The following is a 23658-nucleotide window of genomic DNA, read 5'->3' on the forward strand; positions in this document are numbered from 1 at the left end:
AGCAATGATGCAAAATGCCTCCGTAAGATGAGTAAGTTATCGTGAAAAAACAGAAATTAACGCTAATGCATGTGCTGACTACATCAGTACTACTCTCTATGAGCTCATTGAGCTTTGCAGAATTAATTAATCATGCTAATTCTGCACCGGGGCAGGCGAATATCAGTTGGTCATCTGAAGATGCGAGCCAATTCTTAAATAATGATAGTGTCAAAGCTTCTACTTCCTCATCAGAAGAGTATACACCTCAAGCAACGACCACAATTACAACAACAATTCGTAAATCTACAGGCCCTGCGACCTCAACATCACCAACTACTCAGATTCTTGATAATAGTCGCTATAGTAATCAACCTTCAGTGAACGCGCGTGCAGCATTGGTCATGGATGCAAATACAGGTGAGGTCTTATTTAGTAAGAACACGAATACTGCTCTACCGATTGCGTCTGTTACAAAGTTAATGACAGCTGTAGTGATTGCAGATGCACAATTAAATATGTCTGAAAATATTACGCTGCAAAGTATTGATTTTGCAGGTGCGGGTGGTAAAAACTCAAGCTCGACATTGCGTGTAGGTGACACAATGAATCGTGCTGAAGCCTTATTATTTGCTTTGATGAAGTCTGAAAACCCTGCAGCTGCGGCTTTGGCTCGAACATATCCAGGAGGTCGTGCGGCTTTCGTCTCTGCTATGAATAATAAAGCACGTGCCTTAGGGATGCATTCATCTAAATTTACTGAGTCTACAGGTCTAGATCCTCGCAATGTTGCTTCTGCGCGGGACTTGGGCATCTTGGTGAGTACCGCATCACAGTACGGTCTTATTCGTCAATTTTCTACGACGCCAACCTATGATTTTAACCTCGGTTATCGTGTGTTGAAATCGAACAATACGAACTCTCTCGTTCGTAACGGTGGCTGGAATATTAACATTTCAAAGACGGGATTTATTAATGAGGCTGGGCGTTGTGTGGTGATGCATACGACTTTGAATAATCGCCCAGCTGTAGTTGTGCTTTTAGGGGCAAGCAATACTCAAGCTCGTAATGATGATGCTGTTCGCTTAATGCGTTGGACCAGTCAGTTACCACGTGCGATCTAGACCATAAATAAAAAACCCTGCATCTGCAGGGTTTTTTATCATGCAATCTTACATATTAGACAAAATTGAATCGCGTACTTGATCCATCGTTGCATCAATTGAAAGCATGACTGCATCAGAACACTGTTTGATAGCAGTATCAGGATCTTTAAGACCATTACCTGTTACAGTACAAACAATGACTGAACCTTCAGCAATTTTGCCCGCTTTAATATCGCGGATTGCACCACCAATCGAAGCTGCAGAAGCTGGCTCAACAAATACACCTTCATACATAGAAAGCAAACGTTGAGCTTCTAAGATTTCAGCATCTGTTAATTCATCAAACCAACCTTGAGAGTCACGTACTACCGCTTTCGCATGGTTCCAGCTTTGTGGGTTACCAATACGGATTGCTGTTGCAACAGTTTCAGGGTTTTGAACAGGTGCACCACGTAAGAATGGTGCTGCGCCAGAAGCTTGATAGCCAACCATCGTCGGTAAACCTTCAGGTTTAGGACCAGTGAATTGATCAGTTTCAGCATCATAAATTACTTGCTCAAATTGATCCGCAGGTTGGTTTGCAACAGCTTCTGTATAACCCATCCAGTGTGCAGTGATGTTACCTGCGTTGCCTACTGGTAAGCAGTGATAGTCAGGTGCACGACCTAATTCATCAACGATTTCGTATGCAATCGTTTTTTGGCCTTGTAAACGGTAAGGGTTGATTGAGTTTACGATAGTTACAGGGGCTTGGTCAGCAACTTCTTTAACAAGGCGCATACCGTCATCGAAGTTACCACGAATTTGCATTGTGATCGCACCATACATCATTGCTTGAGCCATTTTACCCATTGCAATTTTGCCTTCTGGAATCAAAACGAATGCTTTAATACCAGCGCGCGCAGCATAAGCGGCAGCGGCAGCAGAAGTATTACCTGTAGATGCACAGATAATCGCTTTAGACCCTTCTTCAACCGCTTTAGTGACTGCCATGGTCATACCACGGTCTTTAAATGAACCAGTCGGGTTTAAGCCTTCGTACTTCACATAAATTTCAACATTTTTGCCAATTAAACGTGGAATATTCGCAAGCTTAATCAGTGGTGTATTACCTTCGCCTAGGGAGATTGCACGAGTAGTTGCAGACACTGGTAAACGGTCGCGATAACGGTCAACTAAACCAGTGTAACGATTGGCATTAGACATGATGATGTTCCAATTGTGTGTAGAGCTGGAGAGGGCAGCAGTACCCTCTACCCGAGATGATTAATTATCAAGCGATTCTAAACGAATTCGTACAATTTCGCCATGGATGACGGGTAATGCTTGAATTTGTGAAAGCGCTTCATCCATTTTTGATTCAACAATAGGATCTGTCAGAATCACGATAGGAATAAGGTCTTTTAAGCGAGGTTGCTGCATAATGGCATCAATACTGATTCCTGCACGACTCAAGATCGTAGTAACTTCAGCAAGTACGCCTGTTTGATCTTCAGCATTAATACGGATGTAGTAACCAGTTGTCATTTCTTCACGACTTAGAATTGGTAAGTCTGTGAGTGCTTCAAATGCTAATTGTGGAATAGTTCCAGCACCGTCTTCAGTATAAGAAATGTCACGAACGATATCGACAACGTCAGCGACTACGGCAGAAGCAGTTGGACCAGCACCAGCACCAGCACCATAATATAAAGTTGGGCCGACTGCGTTCGCTTGTACGAGAACAGCATTTTTAACGCCGTTTACATTTGCGATCAACTGGTCATCTGGAATGAGCGTTGGGTGAACACGTAGTTCAATGCCTTTTTCTGCACGACGTGCAATACCTAAATGCTTAATACGGAAGCCAAGATCTTCAGCATACTTCACATCTTGAGCAGTAACTTTACCAATTCCTTCAGTAAAAACTTTATCAAATTGAAGTGGAATACCAAATGCACAAGATGCAAGAATGGTTAACTTGTGAGCAGCATCAATCCCTTCTACATCAAAGGTTGGATCTGCTTCAGCGTAGCCAAGTTCTTGCGCTTCTTTCAAAACGTCAGCAAAAGCACGTCCTTTTTCACGCATTTCACTTAGGATAAAGTTGCCTGTACCATTAATGATGCCTGCAAGCCACTCGATTTTATTGGCAGCTAAGCCTTCACGAATTACTTTGATAATTGGAATACCGCCAGCAACAGCTGCTTCATAGGCGATCTGCACAGCATTGTCTTCAGCAAGTTTAAATAATTCGTTACCATGTTCAGCTAAAAGCGCCTTATTGGCAGTGACAACTTGTTTGCCATGAACAATTGCTTCTTTGATGACTTCATAAGCAGGGTGAATACCGCCCATGACTTCAACAACAACATCAACATCAGGTTGACGAACGATATCAAGAAGGTCGGCACTTTGTTTAACTGAGTCTGGAAGATTTAAATCTGGGCGAGGGCGACGAGTACCCACATAAGTAATTTGAATTTCACGACCGGTGCGACGTCTAATTTCAGCAGCGTTTTCTTGTAATAGTTTAAGGGCACCACCACCTACGGTTCCTAGACCGAGTATTGCCAGACGAACTGGTTTCACGTCACACTCCAAAAAATATGTAAAATTTTATTGAACCTAGATCATAGCTAAAAAAAGAGGCAGACTCTAGGGTCAATCGAGTTAAATATTGATGTATAAAAAGCAGTAATTTATCTCATAAATATTAGTTATTTAAGCTACGTAGTATTTCATCTGCTGTCATGTATCCACCAAGATAAACACCTTCTGAGCTGTAAATTGCAGGCGTTCCATTTACACCCATTTTTAAACCCATTTGGTACTGATCTTTAACAGGATTTTCACAGTTGGCATTGTCCAATTGTTGACCTGCAATAGCTTGATCAAATGCGGTTCTACGATCTTTACTACACCAGACACTTTCCATTGCTGGGAAATATTGTTCTCCACGTGGCCATGCGATATAACGAACTTCAATTCCTTTGGAATTGATTTCATCCATATGTTCATGCAATTTATGGCAGTAAGGGCAGCTGATATCTGTAAATACGTAAACGATATGTTTGGTTTTAGATTTAGCTGGATAAATAATGAGATCTTCAGCTTTTAACTGGCTCAGTAACCCTTTACTCAATGCCGACTGGAAGGATTGTCCAATATCTTCAACTTTTTTATTGCCTAAACGTAGTAAATCACCCTGGAAAATATATTGACCATCTGCAGTAGTGTATACCGCAGTCATACCCTCTAAATTGACCCAGTAAAGATTTGGTACTTCGGTTGGTTTAATCTCGATAATTTTGGCATTGATATTGGCAGTTTTAAAATTTTTCTCTAACTTTTGAATCAAGCGTTGTTGCGCATTTCGCTCAGTTAAATTTGATGCTTGGCCCGTTGCTGGTGCAGTTGCCGTTAAAGTACCATCAGATTTTTGCGTGTCTTCAGATTTGGAACATGCACTCATAAAAAGCGTCGTTGCAAGGGTAGAAGCGAATAAAATTTTCGAACGGGTAAATAACATAAACAACCCTTTTAAAGTTTTCAGCATTATTTTTACTGCGCTAAGCATAACAAAAAATATTCTCAAATCGTAAATTATAGCTCAGTGCTACAAAATTCAGATCGATGACTTAGCCACGGGGATGATGCTGAGCATGAAGTTGTTGCATGCGAATTTGTGCAACATGCGTATAAATTTGTGTTGTCGATAAATCACTATGCCCGAGGAGCATTTGTACCACTCGGAGATCTGCACCATGATTGAGCAGGTGAGTTGCAAAAGCATGTCTTAATGTATGGGGGGATAGCTCTGTAGCTATACCTGCTTGGAGGGCATAACGTTTGATGGCATACCAAAAGTTTTGACGGCTCATAATCCCGCCATGTTGGGTCAGGAATAAGTAATCTGTAGCACTTTTATGGAGTTGGGGGCGAGCTTCTGCTAAGTATTTTTCAATCCATTCCACAGCAATTTGCCCCAAAGGAACTAAACGCTCTTTATTTCCTTTGCCCAAAATTCGCAAAAAACCCTGATTGAGATTGATGTGATCTATTCTTAAATTAATCAGTTCGCTCACGCGTAAACCACAAGCATAAAGGACTTCAAACATCGTGCGATCACGCAAGCCTAACGCTGTGTTTGTATCTGGTGCTTGAATGAGTGATTCAACATCTTGCTCAGATAAATCTTTAGGTAACGCTCGTCCTAACTTGGGTGTTTTATGTGCGGCTATAGGATTATCTGTTCTTAAATTTTGCTCTCTTAAAAATTTATAGAAAGACCGAAGTGCCGATAAAGTGCGAGCAATTGATCGAGGACTTTTCCCTTGTTTGGTGAGCTCAATCAGTACATCTGAAATATCATCATGTGACCATAAGGTTATGGGGCTGGTTAACAGAGTACTGCATTGGACTAAATCTGTGAGATAAGCATTTCGGGTGTGCGGACTAACAGACTGAGCGATTAAATAATCCCGAAATCCGTGTAAGAACGAAAGTTGTTCTGGAATTTGAATGGGGGTAGGAATTCGAGGTTTCTTATTAATCATAGGGATATTCGATTGAGAAATTCGATTGATTTAATTGAGATTATCTAATGTAGTGTAATTTTCTATGCAAGTCGATGTGTTATAAGAAGATGCGAATCATTCTTGATGAGAGTGCGGTAATAATTCTCATTTGTATGTATACTGTTCAAAATTTTTTAGGGTTAGGTACGGTGCGTTTATCTGATTTGAAAGTCAAACAATCTGCCATCATTACGCAAGTGCATCGCACTGTAGATGGTACTTCTACAGACATGGTGGCAAGTCGTTTAGAAACGCTAGGATTTGTTGCCGGAACTAAAGTACAAGTCATTACGAAAGGACTGTTTGGTGGCGAACCAATTCTCATTCAAGTGGGTTTTACTCGCTTTGCCTTAAGAAAAAATGAAGCAGAAAAAATTGAAATAGAAGGAGTGTCGGCATGAGCGATGCGTTGCGTGTTGCCCTTGTTGGTAATCCTAACTGTGGTAAAACTTCATTATTCAATCATTTGACTGGAACACGCCAAAAAGTAGGTAACTATGCAGGTGTAACCGTTGAGCGAAAAATTGGTCATTTCACGCTAAACTCAGGTAAAGCGGTTCGTGTTTTAGACTTGCCAGGAACGTATAGTTTAGACGCAACTAGTCCAGATGAAGAAATCACCCGTGATGTTGTTTATGGGAAAATTGCGGAAGAAGGTCGTCAAGATGCATTTTTATGCGTTGTAGATGCAACCAATCTGAAGTTGCACCTTGGTTTAGTTTTGGAGTTGATCCAATTGGGTCGTCCAATGCTACTCGTGCTTAACATGATGGATGAAGCTCGCCGTCGTGGAATGCAAATCAATACCCAGAAGCTTTCTGAGCGCTTAGGCATTCCAGTTGTAGAAACGGTTGCTGTACGTCGCTCAGGTATTGAAAACCTGATGAATGCGCTAGATCATGGCAAATATGCTGTTCCTCAAACTGAGCTGACAGGTTTGAAAGGATCTGATCACGACAAAGTTGAAGCGATTGTCAAAGATGCCGTTCAATTTGTTGAATTTGATGATAAACGTTCAGTTTTTCTCGATAAAATCTTTCTGCACCCTGTATTTGGTCTATTCAGTTTAGCGGTGATGATGTTCGTCATTTTCCAAGCAGTTTTTGCTTGGGCGGCACCCTTCATGGATGGTATTGAGACGTTCTTTGGCTGGTTGGGTGAAGTTGTTGGCGAGAATATTGCCCATCCATTACTCAATAGTTTAGTGGTTGATGGAATTATCGCGGGTGCTGGTGGTGTAGTTGTCTTTTTGCCTCAGATTCTCATCTTATTCTTCTTTATCTTGGTGCTTGAAGAATCAGGTTATTTACCCCGAGCGGCATTCTTACTTGATAAGTTGATGTATAAAGCAGGTCTTTCGGGACGTGCATTTATTCCATTACTGTCGAGTTTTGCGTGTGCAATTCCTGGAATCATGGCATCAAGGACTATTAGTGATCCAAGAGACCGTTTGACCACGATCTTTGTTGCACCATTGATGACTTGTTCAGCTCGTTTACCCGTTTATGCGTTGTTGATTGCAGCTTTTGTGCCTTCTCAAACGGTTTGGGGACTATTTAACCTTCAAGGTTTAGTGCTATTCGGTCTATATATGGCAGGGATTGTGAGTGCACTGATCGTATCGTTTGTGTTGAAGTTTTTTCAAAAAGATAAATCTCAACATATGCTATTGATGGAACTTCCAAGCTATCGTTTTCCAGATTTGAAAAATGTGTGGATTGGTTTGCTTGATCGAGCAAAAATCTTTTTAAAGCGAGTCGGTGGAATCATCTTTGCGCTTTCTATTTTATTATGGTTCTTGTGCACATTCCCACAACCACCTGAGGGTGCAACATTACCTGCGATTGATTATTCATTTGCGGGGATGTTAGGTCATTTGATGCAACCAATCTTTGCGCCATTAGGCTTTAATTGGCAGATTTGTATTGCCTTAATTCCAGCCATGGCTGCGCGTGAAGTTGTCGTTGCTGCTTTAGGCACGGTGTATGCTTTGTCTGCTGTTGATGAGGATGCGATGTCGGAAGGCTTGGCATCACTGATTAGTAGTGGTGGGGATTTGGGCTGGTCTTTAGCAACAGGATTATCACTTTTAGTCTGGTTCATTTATGCACCACATTGTTTGGCGACATTAGCGACAGTGAGACGCGAAACAGGTTCTTGGAAGACAGTTGGCTTTATGACCGTCTATTTATTTGGTTTAGCGTACTTTATGTCGTTCTTGACCTATCAAGTCGCGACCAGCGTGTTAGCTTAAATCTGAAGAGTTGAGGAGACTGAGATGATTGAAATTCTAATTATTACGGCATTGGTCCTTTGGAGTGCATTGGTCGTATTCAAAAAGGTTTTTCCACAGACGTCAAATTCAGTCTTTATGAAACTGTCAGATGCTACGGAAAGAAAAGGGTGGAAGGAACTATCAAAGTGGCTTAAACCCAAAATGAATGCTGGATGTGGCGGAAATTGCGCTTGTCCTGTTTCAGACAAGGAAACACCCAAGTTAAACCCTCAAGCTGTGAAATGGAAGTAGTTTACTTCAATAAAAAAACCGCCTAAATTGGCGGTTTTTTTACGCATGGACACAAAATAATGTCAAGATTATGAAATCAAAAAAAGCATTCAAAGCAGCAAAGTGCTAACATTTCGGCAGTTTCTAATTAGACTAAAATATGGGGCAGAAATGTTAATACAGCGTGGTGGATTAAAAGTTGTCGCAGGACTCGGAATTTCGGGTGTTGCTGCGGTAAATTTTCTACATGAAAAAGGCTATCACGTTGCAGTAACAGATTCGAGGACCTCTCCACCTGGACATGATCAAATTCCACCTGAAGTCCAAACTAGCTTTGGGAAATTTGACGAAGAAATGTTGTTGTCTGCTGAGGAAATTATTATCAGTCCAGGGCTTGATCCTAAACTGCCAGTGATTCAAACAGCACTTGCACAAGGCATTCCTGTTGTCAGTGAAATTCAAATTTTACGACGTGCGACTGAAAAGCCTATTGTTGCAATAACAGGTTCTAATGCAAAAAGTACAGTGACCACCTTGATCGGCTTAATGGCGAAATATGCAGGCAAAAAAGTCGCTGTAGGGGGGAATTTAGGACGTCCAGCCTTAGATTTAACCAAAGATGATCCAGAGCTATATATCTTAGAACTATCCAGTTTCCAATTAGAAACTACATCGAACTTAAATGCTGAAGTTGCTGTCGTCTTAAATATGAGCGAAGACCATCTCGATCGTCATGGCGATATGATGGGATATCACACTGCCAAACATCGTATTTTTCAAGGTGTCAAGAAAGTGGTCTTCAATCGGGATGACTCTTTGACACGTCCTTTAGTACCTGATGCAACGCCAATGCAGAGTTTTGGGCTCAATGCACCAGATATGAATCAGTATGGTGTACTCAGAGATACTGATGGCACGATGTGGTTAGCAAGGGGGCGTGAACGTTTATTGAAAAGTTCTGAGATGTATATTCAAGGGACACACAATGTCGCAAATGCACTTGCGTGTTTAGCTTTAGGTGAAGCGATAGGTCTACCATTAGAGGTCATGCTGGAAACTTTGAAAACCTTCAAGGGGTTGGAACATCGCTGCGAATTTGTCAAAGAAGTGCAAGGTGTTCGTTATTATAACGACTCAAAAGGTACAAATATTGGGGCAACCTTAGCAGCATTAGACGGCTTAGGTGCGGCGATCGCAGTACAGAAAGCTAAAGTTGCCATCATTTTAGGTGGTCAAGGTAAAGGGCAAGATTTTACTGCTTTAAGAAAATCATTAACGGAATTTGCAAAACTCGCGGTACTCATTGGTGAAGATGCGCCAGTGATTGAACAAGCAATTCAAGGCACAACCACAATTCTTCACGCTACATCATTAGAAGAAGCAGTAAAATTATGTCAAGCAAATACACAGCAACATGATGTGGTATTGCTTTCGCCGGCATGTGCAAGTTTTGATATGTTTACTGGCTATCCACAACGCGGACATCAATTTGTTGCTTGTGTGAATGCGCTGCACGAAGAACAATAAGGACGAAGATATGGCTGAGTCAGCTCAGACAACGATTGATAAAGTGAATAAAATTTACCAACGTTGGTTACCACGTATTCCAAGTGAAATTACATCAAGGAATGTTCTAATTTTTTGTGTGATTGCACTGCTCTGTATTGGAACGGTGATGGTTGGTTCAGCTTCTATGCCTTACGCAGAAAGATTGCATGAAAATCCATTCCACTATGTCATCCGCCATGCCATATCCATCGTGGTTGCGTTTGTCGCAGCAATTTTGGTTTATCGTGTTTCGTTAAATACCTGGTTTAATAACACATTTCCGTTATGGATGATGACTATGGCATTGCTTGTCGCGGTGTTATTAGTCGGTTCGGAAGTGAACGGTTCGACGCGTTGGATTCGAATCGCAGGATTTACCTTTCAGCCTACTGAAGCTGCGAAAGTGATGATGGCTATTTTTACTGCAGATTATGTTGTCCGTCGGGCAGAAGAAGTGCGGAATAATGTGAAAGGGCTGGCACGATTAGCAACAGTAATGCTATGTACAGTTGGTTTGATTATTGCTGAACCTGACTTAGGTGCAACGGTAGTGGTTGCCTTAACGATGTTAGGGGTGTTCTTTCTTGCAGGTGCGCCACTAATCCAGTTTGGTATTGCATTGGGTGCCATTATCATGGCATTTGTAGTGCTGGTTGTGTTCGAGCCTTATCGTTTCGAGCGTTTAATGTCTTTTACCAATCCATGGGCAGATCCTTTAGGTTCTGGTTATCAGCTTTCAAATGCGCTTATGGCCTTTGGACGTGGTGAATGGTTAGGGGTAGGCTTAGGCCATAGTATTCAAAAAATGTCTTATCTCCCTGAGGCGCATACGGACTTTATGTTGGCTATTTTGGCAGAAGAGTTCGGTTTCATGGGCATTACGGTTGTTCTCGCACTGTCATTTCTTATGGTGGGTGCGTGTATTCGAATAGGGCATCGTGCCATTCAGCATCAATTTTTGAGAGCGGGTTATTTGGCTTACGGGATTAGCATTATTTTTGTTCTGCAAATTATGGTAAATGCTGGCATGAATATGGGGCTGCTCCCAACTAAAGGTTTAACTTTACCATTTATTAGTTATGGTGGTTCATCTCTGATTATGTGTGCTGTCATGGTCAGTTTAATGCTGAAAATTGAAGCAACAACCCAAGAAAAGAATCAGGCCAAGGAAGTATCTAGCTTTTAAAATACACGATTGTATCTTAAGCATTCAAATCTGATGATGGTGGGGTACTATTTTGCTGCAACACCATCGTTGGCATATGTGTGCCACAGTTTAAACAGGTGACTTGACCAGATTTGGGTTTTGATAGTGGAATCAATGGAATAAAAAATAAAGAAAAATAATTGCGTTGTTGTTTAATTTCATAATTGCTATATGTACGACAGACTGGGCATAGAAATTGCCCCTTTTCCGTTTTGATGGTTTTAGGTCCTAACCCAAAAATAAAAAACATAATGAACTCCTGATTAATCTATCTAAATGGAATTCAAAAACATTTTCAGCTGAATAACAAGCATGATTCTGTATGGACACTATTCAAAAACACCTTGTATGGTGGTGCCAACTGGAATTTTCTTACGATCCCATTGTTGAATTGCCTGTAGAAGCATACGATTTGGTTGATCTAGATCAACTGGATCTTGTCCTAATGCGTGAATAGCTTTGTTCAAGAGCTGGGGGGCTTGGGTGAGATCAAGTGCTACAGCTAAATTTTGCTTAGAAAGCTTTGTACCATCTTTATTCATTGCTAGGGGCAAATGCATATACTGAAGTTCAGGGTAGCCCAATAATCGCCCTAACCAAATTTGTCGTTCAGTGTTATCCAGCAAATCAGCACCACGCACAACATGAGTCATTCCTTGTAGATAATCATCCACAACCACGGCGAGCTGATAATTAATAATACCGTCGCGACGTTTAAGAACAAAATCTCCTAATTCATTGGTCAAATTAGAGCAATGCTGACCTTGTAAAAGATCCTCAAAACAAATCAACTCGTTTGATGTTTTAACCCGAATGGCTTGTTGATCGTGTGGTAGTTTTAAATCGCGGCAAGTACCGCTATAGATATGATTAGAGCCTAAGATTTTTCGTGTACATTGGCAGGCATAGGTGAGGTCACGTTGCTGAAGATCGTTTAAGACAGATTCATAGATGTTTAAACGGTCTTTTTGAAAGATAATTTCGTCATCAAACTCGAAACCGAAAGCTTCAATACATGACAAGATATGTTCTTCACTACCAGGATATATGCGAGGGATGTCTGTATCTTCAATTCGTACAACCCATTTGCCTGCATGAGATCTTGCTTCACAATAGCTTGCAACAGCTGTAATGAGTGATCCAAAATGAAGAGGGCCGGTTGGCGATGGCGCAAACCGGCCCACATAAGCCATCCTGTTGTCCCCCTCCTTTATCAAAGGAGGGGTTAGGGAAGGATTATTAAATAACATGATTAACCGTTATTTTGTTTCTCTTTAATTTCAGCTAAAGTTTTGCAATCAATGCAAAGCGTCGCTGTTGGACGAGCCTCTAAACGACGTAAGCCAATTTCGATCCCACAGGTTTCACAGAAACCATAGTCATCATTTTTGATTGCTTCGATAGATTGTTCAATTTTGCGAATTAACTTGCGTTCACGGTCACGAGTACGAAGCTCAATCGCAAACTCTTCTTCTTGCGTTGCACGGTCATTTACATCAGGCAATGCAGTATTTTCATCTTGCATTGTATTTAATGTTCGATCCACTTCTGACATTAACTCGTCTTTCCATGCCAATAAAATTTGACGAAAATGCTCAAGTTGACCTTCAGACATGTATTCTTCATTTTTTTTCGGCTGATAAGGCTCGATGCCAAATAGACTCGCTGTAGTACCGCCTTCGGAAGTCTTTGGCTTGGTCTTACGCACGCGTTTTACTTTTTCAGCAACTACGTTGTTTTCTTCCAAGACTTGATTTTGGTTGTCATTCGCCATAAAGGGCATTCCTCATCATATGCGTGTTTGCGTACGCAAAAAATATGGTGATATGCAAGTGTTTTTATCGCTTCCGATAGATTGTTGCTATCGGGGGCGTCATCATATAGATTTTTTATCAAAGATGAAAGCTATGAATATCTGTTTTGGACTGTTCAGATTCCATTCGGACAGATAACTTAATCCAAAACACTTTAAAAGAAAAGCTAATAACCTGAAATTTCTTTATTAATATTTTGCGCGAAATTTTGTAGGCGATGAACACGTGTTTCAAAGCTACCGTCAGTTTTCAGTAGTAGGCTGCGATAGCCTGGTGCAAGGTCATCAAAGGCAAAATCTTCAGTCTTTGGTTTAAACTGAACGGAGGTAGAGGGCGTTGACAAAAATTGAATATTTTTCCAAACATTCAACGAATCTTGGTGCACATGTCCAAAGATCACTGCTTGAATGTGTTGATACTCTGCCATGATCTGTGTCAATTGATCTGAATTTTTTAAGATGTGTCGATCAATCCACTTGGACTTCATTTCAAGTGGGTGATGATGACACGCCAAAATGACAGGATGCTGCTGTGTTTCCTGAAGAATCATTGATAAATGATTCAATTGTTCTGCTTTAATCCAACCATCTACTTTGTGGGGCACAGCACTATTTAATAGGACGATTTTCCACGTTTCGAAAGTTAACACGGCCGGTATAGGATCAGGCGCTGCAAAAGGAAAATATTCGGCATCATCATGATTCCCTGGAATTTGATAAAACGGAATATTCAAATTTTTCATGAAACTCAAATATCGCTGATAAGTTGCCTCATGTGGTACCTGTGCCAAGTCACCTGTATGAATAATCGCATCAATGTCTTGATAGCGATTTAAAATATCATTGATCACTGCATGAAAACTTTGTTCAGGATTTATCTGAACAAACGGCGTGTCAGGATGATCCATGAGATGAGTATCGGTAATTTGGATAATGAGCTGATCATTTTTATTCTGTTTGATTAAAGGCGTCATAAATTACCTCAGCGCTATAGAGATAGTGGCAATGTGCTGTTTGAGCCATTGCAGAGCCATGATGACAGGTGCATTACACAATCGTTTGGATGCCAATAATGGTTCAAGATCTGAATAAGCTAAGATATGCAGTTGGATATTCTCACCTTCATCTGGCATACCATGAATACCGCCTTGCTCAGGAAGATCTGCTTCTGCAACATACAAATGAAAAACTTCATCGCACGCACCAGCAGAAGGGTAGAAGGTAAATAAATGTTCCAGATTACGAATTTCACAACCAGATTCTTCTAAACTCTCACGCTGAATGCATGTTTCAGGTGATTCATCGCCATCTAATACGCCTGCAATGATTTCTAGTTGCCATGGGGAGATAGGATCATCGATTGCACCAATTCGGAATTGTTCAATCAGTGCAAAGCGCTTGAGTGCATCATTGTAGATGAGTACACCAGCAGCTTCTTTTCGATGCACTAATTCACGATGAATTGTTGGGGTATAAGTATTCTCACCAAATAAACGATGTGTGATGCTCACTTTCTCTATACGAATGAATCCTTGATAAAGGGATTCGCGAGAATGGACCTTAAAATCTTTATTATTGTAGGTGGCTTTTTCAAGAATTTTCATTCGTATACGTTAGGACAAAAATTTATTTCATCCTAACTGAGATCGCATTAAAGAAAAACAGATTTTTTAATTTTTACAGCTTCTGATACAACTTTTGTCCTTGCTTATGATACTCATTTTTCATGGCGTTGAGACCTGATTCAATCTCTTGATTTAACTTGAGATCTAGGTTATCAGACTGCTGATTTTGAGCGTATTCACGCACATTTTGGGTAATCTTCATTGAGCAAAATTTAGGTCCACACATCGAACAGAAATGCGCTGATTTATGTGCCTCTTTCGGCATGGTTTCATCATGCATACTACGTGCCGTATCAGGATCTAAACTTAAATTAAATTGATCTTCCCAACGAAACTCAAAACGTGCTTTTGAAAGCGCATTATCACGGACTTGAGCACCTGGGTGTCCTTTGGCGAGGTCTGCAGCATGTGCTGCAATTTTATAGGTGATAATGCCATCTTTGACGTCCTTTTTATTGGGTAGACCTAAATGCTCTTTAGGTGTTACGTAACAAAGCATCGCTGTTCCATACCAACCGATCATGGCTGCACCAATTGCTGAAGTAATATGATCATAACCAGGTGCAATATCTGTTGTTAATGGTCCTAATGTATAAAAAGGTGCTTCTTTGCAAACCTCAAGTTGTAAATCCATATTTTCTTTAATCATATGCATAGGAACATGACCAGGACCTTCAATCATGACTTGCACATCGTGTTCCCAAGCTCGATGGGTTAATTCTCCTAATGTACGCAGTTCGGAAAATTGGGCTTCGTCATTGGCATCTTGAATGCACCCAGGGCGTAAACCATCACCTAAGCTGAATGAGACATCATAGGCTTTCATGATCTCGCAGATTTCATCAAAATGGGTGTATAAGAAATTTTCTTTATGATGTGCAAGACACCACTGTGCCATGATTGAACCGCCGCGTGAAACGATGCCCGTTAAGCGATTGGCTGTGAGAGGAACATAGCGCAATAAAACACCAGCATGAATCGTGAAGTAATCAACCCCTTGCTCAGCTTGTTCGATTAAAGTGTCTTTAAAAATTTCCCATGTAAGATCTTCTGCTATTCCATCCACCTTTTCTAATGCTTGATAAATCGGAACAGTTCCAATAGGTACAGGGGAGTTTCGAATAATCCACTCGCGTGTTTCGTGAATATTTTTACCCGTAGATAAATCCATGATGGTGTCAGCACCCCAACGTGTTGCCCATGTCATTTTTGCCACTTCTTCATCAATGGATGAACCCAGTGCTGAGTTGCCAATATTGGCATTGATTTTCACTAGGAAATTTCGTCCGATAATCATCGGTTCGAGTTCAGGATGATTGATATTGGCAGGAATAATGGCACGACCTGCAGCGACTTCTTGGCGTACAAATTCGGGTGTAATTTCTAATAAATTTTTTGCACCAAAGTTTTGACCAACATGTTGGCGAGTATCCACACCTTCGCGCTGTTTTTGGTTTTCTCGAATCGCAATGTATTCCATTTCAGGCGTGATAATACCCTGCTTAGCATAATGCATTTGCGTAACGTTATGTCCTGGTTTAGCTCGACGAGGTTTCTGGATATGTGCGAAACGAATGCCAGCTGTACGAATATCTTGAAGACGTTCTCGCCCAAATTTTGAGCTTAATGTCGCGAGTTGTTCTGTATCTGCGCGCTCTTCAAGCCATGTATCTCTGAGGTTTGGTAGGCCTCGATTTAAATCAATTTGAATCTCAGGGTCGGTATAAACACCTGAAGTGTCATACACCAAAATGGCAGGATTATACTCACCGCCTAAGCCCGTTGGTGTATCGGAGAGTGCAATTTCACGCATGGGTACGCGAATATCTGGACGAGAACCTTGAACATAGACTTTTTTTGACGCTGGTAAAATGCGGGTGAGATCTTGAGCATCTTGCTCATGTTGAGCAGAGAGATCTGTATTTAAAAGATTCGTTAATTGGTTCATTGCAATGATCCTTATGAATGACATCAACGAATCAAGCACGACCAAAAACGGTGGCGGAATTATCCTGAATGAATAACCTAGAACAAAGTTTTTAGATGGCTTGATTCCTACGCAGGTATTAACCTGATCAGGTTCAACGGTACTCACCATCAAAACAATGTTTTAGGTGATCTCAGCGAGTTATTACTCGCGCTCCGTCAAGCGATGCCAAAATATTAACATATAAAGTCCGATTAAAGTCATCAGACTATGATGCATAACAAATTGCGTCTTTAAAGCAATTACGACGATTTTCAAGATCAACAGTTTTTAAGTTTAGATAGTGACTTAGCTGTATAAGAACTTGCGGATTTTGATCAGTCTGATTTGAAGTTAATTTACTTTTTTGTTGTGAATCCAGTTCGATAAATTTTAAGAAAAGTCTCGCTTGATCTGCTAAACGACTATTTTTCATATTTGCGAGTTGTTCGATTTCAGCTAAAGCATCGGGTGCAATTTCAACACGTCCTTCAAAATCATGAGAAACAGGATCATGGTTGAGACCTTTAAATAATAGATTTGAATAAAAATGATAAAGGTACTCTGCATCTAAAAGGAAACTGCTTTGAGGATATTTTTTTAGATAATTTTCCCAATACTGGGCACGTCTAGAAATCTCTTTTGCTTCAAGATGAAAATGAGGATCTTCAAATTGTGCTTGCTGATTTTGTTCAGCAAGTTCTTGCATAAATGCTTGTTCTGCTTCAGGGAAATAGGGGGCAAATACTCGTGCTAAATAATATGGGTTTCTTTGATAGGTTGCTTGGTGGTTAATATCGACGAGATCAATATACGCTTGACCTTTATGCCGAAGTAAATATTGATCTCGTGGATGTAATTTTTCAATTTGTGATTGTTGAATCGTCGGAAATTGCGACTGGCCATGAGCATATAAATCAAAAGCTTTTTGCTGATCAGCTGATCGATCTATACTTAAGAAATTTCTATACATGATGTCTGCCAAACCGATCAATTCTTTCTGTTCCTGAAAGGACATTAAGGGAAGACAAAGTCGAATATCTTGATTGATTTGCTCAATGGCGAATGTAGTCCGTTGAGCAGTTATCGCGAGCATTTCTTTTTTGAGTTTTTGACAAATGAGGTTGAGATCAGGTGTGGTGTTCTGGTTTTGGGTTGGGTTTGGAGATTCAGTAGGTATTTCTTCGGAAATCGGTTTTTGACACGCAGTTAAGCCAAGACTTACGACCATAAGAGTCAATAATTGACGAATAGGCTTAAACGTGTGCAAAAATGACTTCATTGAGATATCAAAATACAGTTAAAGTGTGAAATGAGGCGCAAATAGATTTTCACTTATTTTAAAACCGTACACTGAAATTTATTGTAGTTGCTTCGCAATCAAGCGTTAAAATAATGTATGAAAAACATACATCAATGCGCATAATTCAAAATAATTCTCCGGATTAAATGAAAAAATAATAAAATTGATACGTAAAAAGCTCAATTAAAGATTATATTTGCAACATCCTATTCTAATTACTTGTTATTCAAATGCTTAAGGTACTGTGAAGTCATTATCATGAAAAAAACTCTACTTGCAGTCAGTTTAATTGCGCTTAGCCCGATGAGCTTTGCATTGAACCTCGTTGAAGCCTATGAGCGAGCAAAGCAAACCGATCCAAATTGGCAAGCCAACGTTTTGCAGTATGAGGCTGATCAGTTAAATATAGGTTTAGCAAAAGGTAATTTGCTGCCGACAGTAACTGTTTCAGGAAATGTGACGCGTAAAAACCAAGATGTAAATCGTTCAAGTACAGAATCGAATCCTTTTTTTAATAGTTCTGACCTGTTGGCATCGACATCGACCACTCGTCAAATTGCGATTACTGCACGACAACCCATTTTCAGAATGGATGCTTGGCAGGGATATAAACAGGTAAAAACCTCAGTTCAACTGAGTGAAGTCACTTTAAAACAGCAACAGCAACAACATATATTAAATGTCTCTGAAGCTTATTTTAATGTACTACGTCAACAGGCTTTAACGCTCACTAACGCTCAAGAAGAAAAAGCATTATTCGAGCAGCTCAATATGATGAATGCCAAACTCAAAGAAGGTTTAGTTGCTGAAAGCGATGTGAGCGAAGCGAATGCACAATATCAAAATGCGCGAGCAAATCGAATTGCGACAGGTGTTCAATTAATCTTGGCACAAGAGCAACTTGCTCAGTTGATTGGACCTTACCAAGAAAAGCTCGCTGTTTTAAGTGATGATTTCGAGTATCAAAAGCCTGTACCGAATATCATGAGTGAATGGACTAAATTAGCTCAAGAACAGAATCTTGAAATTCTACAAGCGCGTTTGCAACGTCAATATGCCAATGATCAGCGACGTGTAGAGCAAGCGGCGCTTTATCCTCAAGTCGAAGCAGTAGCCACTTATGGTTATAGTGAACAGTCACCACAAACAGCTATATCGAGTGATGGACAGTTCGATCAGGTGGGTGTAGAAATGAACTGGAATGCCTATACCGGTGGACGAACTAAAATTAATATTGATAAAGCGACAAAAAATGTTGAAAAGTCGGAACGCCAATTAGAAGCTGCGATACGTAAAGCAACCACAGATGCTAAAAAATCTTACCTACAAATTGATATGGATAGTGCTACATTGCAAGCGCGTAGAGCTGCCATGGATTCTTCAGCATTAGTCGCGAAAGCATCCCAAGTTCAGTATGATGAAGGGCTTAAAAGTATGGTTGATGTGTTGCTTGCGCAAAGAAATGCTTTTGCAACACGATTAGATTTTGTGAATGCTCAATATGATTATGTGTTGAATGTGTTGAGGTTGAAGGCTTCTGTGGGACAATTGAATGAAAATGAGCTTCGTCAAATGAATGCATGGTTAGTTGAAAAATAGAATAAATTGATTGTTTTGTCATCAAATATTCACAATTGATATGCTTTAATATGGCAAAAATTTCAATCCATTCACGTTGTGTGGAGTAATAAGACTTTGAGCTCTAATAATCCTGTACTTAGCCACCATATTTCTTCTCAATTTAACGAAGATTTGCAAGATGTCCATACCAAATTTATGGCGATGGGTGGTTTGGTTGAGCAACAAGTTGCTAATGCCATTCATGCTCTTTTAGATACAAATGTGAATTTAGCTGTAGATGTCCAATTTCAAGATAATACGGTAAACCGCTACGAGCGTGAAATTGATGAAGGCTTGACTTTGATTTTAGTACGCCGTCATCCTGCTGCAAGTGATCTCCGTATGGTGATTGCAATGAGCAAGGCCAATACCGATTTAGAACGTATAGGTGATGAAGCAGCTAAAATTGCACGTATAGCCCAAAATCTATGTGAAGAAGGTGAGTCACCTCGTGGTTATATGGAAACACGTCATATCGGTAACCAAGTTCGAGTAATGATTCATGATGCATTGGATGCATTTGCACGCGTTGATGCAGAGCAAGCACTAAAAGTATTGTTGGCTGATGCAGATATCGATCGTGAATACCAATCTGCTACACGTACATTAATGACTTACATGATTGAGGATCCTCGTCATATTTCTCGTGTTCTGAATGTCATGTGGGTGCTGCGATCTCTAGAGCGTATTGGTGACCATGCGCGTAATATTTCTGAACAAGTGATTTATATGGCTAAAGGCTACGATGTTCGTCACACCAGTGTGGAAGAGATTGAGGAAAAAGTTCAAGGTAATCATTAAAATAGAATTCGTCTCAAACATAAAAAACCTCGAATATCGAGGTTTTTTATGTGGACACTAAACTTGAGTTCTGTAAAACATATAGACAAAAAAATTCCTAGATTTTGGGGGAAATCTAGGAAGGAAAACTGATGAAACAGTACGCTGTTATTATTATTAGTTCACTCATAATCTTGCTATGAAATAATAATATTTAAATTATGTGTAAAGTTCAGCTATAAAAGTGTGATTTTGTGTAATTTAATATTAATAAAATGTAAACCAGTTCACATTTAAGTATCTTATTCAATCCTGCCTATTTTATTGGTTTATGTCAACTATTATGATGATCTAAAAGTATTTTAGAATCTTTGAAATAAAAAAAGCCCTGATAATCAGGGCTTTTTTAAGTCATACTTATGCAGATTTTGCTTCAGCAGGTGCAGATAACATATGACCTGTTTCTTCGAAATTAGAATGCCAAGAGAGCGCTTCTGTAAGTAGGTGAGGAGTTTGTCCACCTTTAGCACATGCACGATTGAAATAGTCGTTTAATGCATCTTTATACAATGGGTGAACACAGTTATCGATGATTGCACGTGCACGTTCACGCGGTGCAAGACCACGTAAATCAGCAAGACCTTGTTCAGTAACAAGAACGTCTACGTCATGACCTGTGTGATCTACGTGAGATGCCATCGGCACTACAGATGAAATGTCACCGCCTTTAGCGATTGATTTAGTCACGAAGATTGCGATATGCGCATTACGTGCGAAGTCACCTGAACCACCAATACCATTCATCATTTTTGAACCACATACGTGCGTAGAGTTCACATTGCCGTAGATGTCAAATTCAAGCGCAGTATTGATCCCGATAATCCCTAAACGGCGTACCAATTCTGGGTGGTTTGAAATTTCTTGAGGGCGTAATACAAGTTTGTCTTTGTATTGCTCAAGATTATTGAATACTTTTTCACCATAACGTGCAGAAAGTGTAATTGATGAGCCAGAAGCGAATTTCATTTTACCAGCATCAATTAATTCAAAAGTACAGTCTTGAAGTACTTCTGAGTACATGATGAGATCTTCAAAATTCGATTCTTTAAGACCCGTTAATACCGCATTCGCAATTGAACCAATACCTGCTTGTAATGGACCTAAATTTTTAGGAAGACGTTCTTCAGCCACTTCTTTTTCAAAGAATTCGATTAAGTGGTTTGCAATTGCTTGAGTCTCATCATCTGGTGCAGTGACTGTTGATGGAGAATCATGGAATTCGCTGTTAAATACGATGCCAACAATTTTAGCAGGATCGATATTAATTGCATGTGTACCAATACGCTCATCGACTTGAGTGAGTGGAATCGGCTGACGTGTCGGACGATAAGATGGGATATAAATATCGTGCAAGCCTTCGAATGCTGGGCTTAAATTTGTGTTAATTTCAACAATTACTTTTTCTGCAAAGATTGCAAAGCTTGCTGAGTTACCTACTGAAGTCGTTGGAATGATGCCACCATCTTCAGTAATTGCTACAGCTTCGATTACAGCAATATCAGGCTTTTTCAATTGTTTATTACGCATTTGTTCAACAGTTTCTGACAAATGCTGATCAATAAACATTACTTCGCCTTTATTGATCGCCTTACGCAAAGTATTATCGACTTGGAAAGGTAGACGACGAGCCAATACGCCAGCTTCAGTTAACTGTTTATCTAAGTCATTACCCAAAGACGCACCAGTGATTAAAGTGATCTTTAAAGGGTTTGTATGAGCGCGTTTTACCAATGCCAATGGAACTGCTTTAGCTTCACCAGCACGCGTGAAACCACTCATACCTACGGTCATGCCATCTTCAATAAACGTTGAAGCTTGTTCAGCTGAAATGACTTTTTCATGAAGTGACTCTAAACGAATGCGATCTAAAGACATGGTTTACTCTTCTCTTGATATTCTGGATCTGGCACCGATTGTACCGATCAAGCGAGCCATTTTGCATACCTGTTAGGCTAAGGTCTAATTTTTTCAAAAAATGCGGATATAAAGATATATTATGGTTCGTAAGATATTGTTTTTTATTTTTAATTTTCATTGTGGTGAATAATTAAACCAATTCAACCGTTCAACTATTCACCATTCATCAAAATCGTTCGGTGATGGTTTGCCTGATTTTATCTAAGGTGCTATTGGTTGAAATATCAGCAACTTGAGGTGTTGAAAGGGGCAGTAGAATGATAGCTTCAAGACCTCCTTCAGGACGATTATGAATTTTTAATTCACCTTCATGAATATCGACAATTCGTTTTACAATGGCTAAACCAAGACCACTCCCTTGGATGGTACGTGCTTCATTGCCACGTACAAAAGGTTGCATAAGGTCTGCAATTTGATCTTCTGGAATTCCATCACCGTGATCAGCAACACAAATTTTTAGATGATCTCCCTCGACTTTCGCACTTAGCTCAATGGGTTCAGCACCATAACGCTTAGAATTATTAATTAAGTTACCAATTAAGCGCTTGAGGGAAAGCGAACGAGCAGTAATCAGTGGGAGTTCTTCTGGTTCAAAGCGAATATCCAGGGGTTTAAACTGAATAACCAATTCTTGCAAAAGGGTATTGATATTGGTTTCTTTTAGGTCTTCATCTGAACCATCACGCATGTAAGAAATAAACTGATTAAGAATGGCATCCATATCATCCACATCAAAGATTAAGCCTTCTTTCAAGAAGTCATCATCTGACATCATTTCAGCACTCAGTCGAATTCGAGTGAGCGGGGTTCTTAAATCATGTGAAATACCAGCCAACATAATTTGACGATCACGTTCAGTGAGCTCCAATGTATAAATCATATGATTAAAGGCTTGGTTGACTTGGCGGATTTCCAAAGGTCCGTGGTTCGTCTCAAGATAGGGGGCTTTTCCAGTTTTACTGTAGCTATTTGCTGCATTTTGCAGTCGGCGTAGTGGGCGATTGAGCTGTCTCACTAAAGTTAAGATAATCATGGCTGAAATCAGCGGTACGCCAAGAAACCATGCCAAAATCAATTCGGGGCTATAATTTGCATAAGTTTTTAACGGTTCTTGAACCCAATTCCCGTTCATTTCTGGGGTTTGAATCCAAATACGTGGGCTAGGTTTAAATTGGAAATAGACGGTGACCTCAGGCACGTCGAGCTCTTTGGCCAAACGTTTTTCAACTTGGTTCGTAAAGAATTCAGCAATGACTTTATCGCGCTGGTTGGGGAACGCAGCAGGGTCTGTAACGTATTCAATTCCAACACGCTGTTTTAACCATGTGTCAACATCAAGTTCAGTGTCACCATGAAAAATTCGAAGGTCGGGGTTGTTGATAATTTCGAGTTCAACCGCAAGGTAGCGTGCATGCTGTTGAATCTCTGGTAAATAGAGGGTTTTCCAAAAAAACCAAAGTGACATAAACAGACTAAAGAACACCACAAAAACAACCAAAACTGTTGTTCGCATTGCAGCGGAGCGCGGCTTGATTTTGTCAAGAAAGCGTTCCCATTTCGTTCGTTTTCGCTCTGAATACGCAACAAATTCATTAAATTTTTGTGGGTCAATAGGATCAAGTTTCACGGTCTAACCTGAGAGTTTGGGCTGAAAAAGAATAAGTGCATG

21 protein-coding genes and 1 riboswitch are annotated in these 23658 nt (G+C 40.2%); of the genes, 8 read left to right on the forward strand and 13 right to left on the reverse strand.

Features of this window, described 5'->3' with window-relative positions:
• The first annotated feature begins 41 nt into the window (after positions 1–41).
• On the forward strand, positions 42–1103 hold the full coding sequence (locus AC1M9F_RS07430) for a serine hydrolase (protein WP_481597448.1): 1062 nt from the start codon (positions 42–44) through the stop codon (positions 1101–1103).
• A gap of 48 nt (positions 1104–1151) precedes the next feature.
• On the opposite strand, the gene thrC is transcribed toward AC1M9F_RS07430, so the two are convergent.
• From thrC to xerD, 4 genes are all read right to left on the reverse strand, one after another.
• Positions 1152–2291: a threonine synthase gene (gene thrC, locus AC1M9F_RS07435; RefSeq protein WP_092767330.1), complete on the reverse strand. Its 1140-nt coding sequence runs from the start codon at positions 2289–2291 to the stop codon at positions 1152–1154.
• A gap of 60 nt (positions 2292–2351) precedes the next feature.
• Positions 2352–3656 (reverse strand): homoserine dehydrogenase, encoded by a 1305-nt coding sequence (locus AC1M9F_RS07440; protein WP_035263907.1) that lies wholly within the window; start codon positions 3654–3656, stop codon positions 2352–2354.
• Positions 3657–3780: 124 nt separating this feature from the next.
• Positions 3781–4596, reverse strand: a complete 816-nt coding sequence (locus AC1M9F_RS07445) for a DsbC family protein (protein WP_481597449.1) — start codon at positions 4594–4596, stop codon at positions 3781–3783.
• 109 nt (positions 4597–4705) lie between these two features.
• Positions 4706–5623, reverse strand: a complete 918-nt coding sequence (gene xerD / locus AC1M9F_RS07450) for a site-specific tyrosine recombinase XerD (protein ID WP_481597450.1) — start codon at positions 5621–5623, stop codon at positions 4706–4708.
• Positions 5624–5793: 170 nt separating this feature from the next.
• Between xerD and AC1M9F_RS07455 the strand changes: the two genes are divergently transcribed.
• The 5 genes from AC1M9F_RS07455 to ftsW all read left to right on the forward strand — a co-directional run bounded on the left by AC1M9F_RS07455 (position 5794) and on the right by ftsW (position 10884).
• Positions 5794–6045 (forward strand): FeoA family protein, encoded by a 252-nt coding sequence (locus tag AC1M9F_RS07455; protein WP_481591514.1) that lies wholly within the window; start codon positions 5794–5796, stop codon positions 6043–6045.
• On the forward strand, positions 6042–7898 hold the full coding sequence (gene feoB / locus AC1M9F_RS07460) for a ferrous iron transporter B (RefSeq protein ID WP_481597451.1): 1857 nt from the start codon (positions 6042–6044) through the stop codon (positions 7896–7898). Before AC1M9F_RS07455 ends, feoB begins: the two co-directional genes overlap by 4 nt.
• A gap of 24 nt (positions 7899–7922) precedes the next feature.
• Complete coding sequence (locus tag AC1M9F_RS07465) at positions 7923–8171, forward strand: DUF6587 family protein (RefSeq protein WP_481597452.1); 249 nt, start codon at positions 7923–7925, stop codon at positions 8169–8171.
• 150 nt (positions 8172–8321) lie between these two features.
• Positions 8322–9677, forward strand: a complete 1356-nt coding sequence (gene murD, locus AC1M9F_RS07470) for a UDP-N-acetylmuramoyl-L-alanine--D-glutamate ligase (protein WP_481591487.1) — start codon at positions 8322–8324, stop codon at positions 9675–9677.
• 10 nt (positions 9678–9687) lie between these two features.
• A complete protein-coding gene (gene ftsW, locus AC1M9F_RS07475) occupies positions 9688–10884 on the forward strand; it encodes a putative lipid II flippase FtsW (protein WP_035263915.1) in 1197 nt (398 codons plus the stop codon).
• Positions 10885–10900: 16 nt separating this feature from the next.
• Here ftsW and AC1M9F_RS07480 read toward each other — a convergent pair whose 3' ends face one another.
• The 7 genes from AC1M9F_RS07480 to AC1M9F_RS07510 all read right to left on the reverse strand — a co-directional run bounded on the left by AC1M9F_RS07480 (position 10901) and on the right by AC1M9F_RS07510 (position 17591).
• A complete protein-coding gene (locus AC1M9F_RS07480) occupies positions 10901–11155 on the reverse strand; it encodes a zinc-ribbon domain-containing protein (RefSeq protein WP_481597453.1) in 255 nt (84 codons plus the stop codon).
• A gap of 79 nt (positions 11156–11234) precedes the next feature.
• Positions 11235–12098 carry a tRNA glutamyl-Q(34) synthetase GluQRS gene (gene gluQRS / locus AC1M9F_RS07485; RefSeq protein ID WP_265734071.1) on the reverse strand — a complete coding sequence of 288 codons (864 nt, stop codon included), beginning with the start codon at positions 12096–12098 and terminating at the stop codon, positions 11235–11237.
• A gap of 59 nt (positions 12099–12157) precedes the next feature.
• Complete coding sequence (gene dksA, locus AC1M9F_RS07490) at positions 12158–12679, reverse strand: RNA polymerase-binding protein DksA (protein ID WP_035263919.1); 522 nt, start codon at positions 12677–12679, stop codon at positions 12158–12160.
• Between the two features lie 206 nt (positions 12680–12885).
• Entirely contained in the window at positions 12886–13692 is an 807-nt protein-coding gene (gene cpdA / locus AC1M9F_RS07495; protein WP_481590437.1) for a 3',5'-cyclic-AMP phosphodiesterase, read from the reverse strand.
• Positions 13693–13695: 3 nt separating this feature from the next.
• Complete coding sequence (locus tag AC1M9F_RS07500; protein WP_481597454.1) at positions 13696–14322, reverse strand: NUDIX domain-containing protein; 627 nt, start codon at positions 14320–14322, stop codon at positions 13696–13698.
• A gap of 73 nt (positions 14323–14395) precedes the next feature.
• The gene (gene thiC, locus AC1M9F_RS07505) at positions 14396–16291 is read right to left on the reverse strand and encodes a phosphomethylpyrimidine synthase ThiC (RefSeq protein WP_481597455.1); all 1896 of its coding nucleotides are present in this window, start codon (positions 16289–16291) and stop codon (positions 14396–14398) included.
• Positions 16292–16378: 87 nt separating this feature from the next.
• Positions 16379–16498: riboswitch (TPP riboswitch) on the reverse strand.
• A gap of 40 nt (positions 16499–16538) precedes the next feature.
• Complete coding sequence (locus AC1M9F_RS07510) at positions 16539–17591, reverse strand: hypothetical protein (protein WP_481597456.1); 1053 nt, start codon at positions 17589–17591, stop codon at positions 16539–16541.
• 279 nt (positions 17592–17870) lie between these two features.
• Here AC1M9F_RS07510 and abuO point away from each other — a divergent pair, with 279 nt between their 5' ends.
• Both abuO and phoU read left to right on the forward strand, forming a co-directional pair.
• On the forward strand, positions 17871–19211 hold the full coding sequence (gene abuO, locus AC1M9F_RS07515) for a multidrug efflux outer membrane protein AbuO (protein WP_481597457.1): 1341 nt from the start codon (positions 17871–17873) through the stop codon (positions 19209–19211).
• A 96-nt stretch (positions 19212–19307) separates the two neighbouring features.
• On the forward strand, positions 19308–20033 hold the full coding sequence (phoU, locus tag AC1M9F_RS07520) for a phosphate signaling complex protein PhoU (protein ID WP_035263928.1): 726 nt from the start codon (positions 19308–19310) through the stop codon (positions 20031–20033).
• A 396-nt stretch (positions 20034–20429) separates the two neighbouring features.
• Here phoU and AC1M9F_RS07525 read toward each other — a convergent pair whose 3' ends face one another.
• Positions 20430–21947 carry an acetyl-CoA hydrolase/transferase family protein gene (locus tag AC1M9F_RS07525; RefSeq protein ID WP_481597458.1) on the reverse strand — a complete coding sequence of 506 codons (1518 nt, stop codon included), beginning with the start codon at positions 21945–21947 and terminating at the stop codon, positions 20430–20432.
• A gap of 208 nt (positions 21948–22155) precedes the next feature.
• Complete coding sequence (locus AC1M9F_RS07530; RefSeq protein ID WP_092767308.1) at positions 22156–23616, reverse strand: ATP-binding protein; 1461 nt, start codon at positions 23614–23616, stop codon at positions 22156–22158.
• Positions 23617–23658 lie beyond the last annotated feature (42 nt).

It is taken from the genome of Acinetobacter sp. ANC_7504 (genome assembly GCF_056779995.1).

What these genes read in the sequence shown, in the direction of transcription:
- AC1M9F_RS07445 (WP_481597449.1), bottom strand. Translation starts at nt 4,596, where the DNA reads ATGTTATTTACCCGTTCGAAAATTTTATTCGCTTCTACCCTTGCAACG.
- abuO (WP_481597457.1), top strand. Translation starts at nt 17,871, where the DNA reads ATGAAAAAAACTCTACTTGCAGTCAGTTTAATTGCGCTTAGCCCGATG.
- AC1M9F_RS07465 (WP_481597452.1), top strand. Translation starts at nt 7,923, where the DNA reads ATGATTGAAATTCTAATTATTACGGCATTGGTCCTTTGGAGTGCATTG.
- thrC (WP_092767330.1), bottom strand. Translation starts at nt 2,291, where the DNA reads ATGTCTAATGCCAATCGTTACACTGGTTTAGTTGACCGTTATCGCGAC.
- AC1M9F_RS07525 (WP_481597458.1), bottom strand. Translation starts at nt 21,947, where the DNA reads ATGTCTTTAGATCGCATTCGTTTAGAGTCACTTCATGAAAAAGTCATT.
- AC1M9F_RS07480 (WP_481597453.1), bottom strand. Translation starts at nt 11,155, where the DNA reads ATGTTTTTTATTTTTGGGTTAGGACCTAAAACCATCAAAACGGAAAAG.
- thiC (WP_481597455.1), bottom strand. Translation starts at nt 16,291, where the DNA reads ATGAACCAATTAACGAATCTTTTAAATACAGATCTCTCTGCTCAACAT.
- AC1M9F_RS07510 (WP_481597456.1), bottom strand. Translation starts at nt 17,591, where the DNA reads ATGAAGTCATTTTTGCACACGTTTAAGCCTATTCGTCAATTATTGACT.
- ftsW (WP_035263915.1), top strand. Translation starts at nt 9,688, where the DNA reads ATGGCTGAGTCAGCTCAGACAACGATTGATAAAGTGAATAAAATTTAC.
- AC1M9F_RS07500 (WP_481597454.1), bottom strand. Translation starts at nt 14,322, where the DNA reads ATGAAAATTCTTGAAAAAGCCACCTACAATAATAAAGATTTTAAGGTC.
- murD (WP_481591487.1), top strand. Translation starts at nt 8,322, where the DNA reads ATGTTAATACAGCGTGGTGGATTAAAAGTTGTCGCAGGACTCGGAATT.
- xerD (WP_481597450.1), bottom strand. Translation starts at nt 5,623, where the DNA reads ATGATTAATAAGAAACCTCGAATTCCTACCCCCATTCAAATTCCAGAA.
- feoB (WP_481597451.1), top strand. Translation starts at nt 6,042, where the DNA reads ATGAGCGATGCGTTGCGTGTTGCCCTTGTTGGTAATCCTAACTGTGGT.
- dksA (WP_035263919.1), bottom strand. Translation starts at nt 12,679, where the DNA reads ATGGCGAATGACAACCAAAATCAAGTCTTGGAAGAAAACAACGTAGTT.
- gluQRS (WP_265734071.1), bottom strand. Translation starts at nt 12,098, where the DNA reads ATGGCTTATGTGGGCCGGTTTGCGCCATCGCCAACCGGCCCTCTTCAT.
- cpdA (WP_481590437.1), bottom strand. Translation starts at nt 13,692, where the DNA reads ATGACGCCTTTAATCAAACAGAATAAAAATGATCAGCTCATTATCCAA.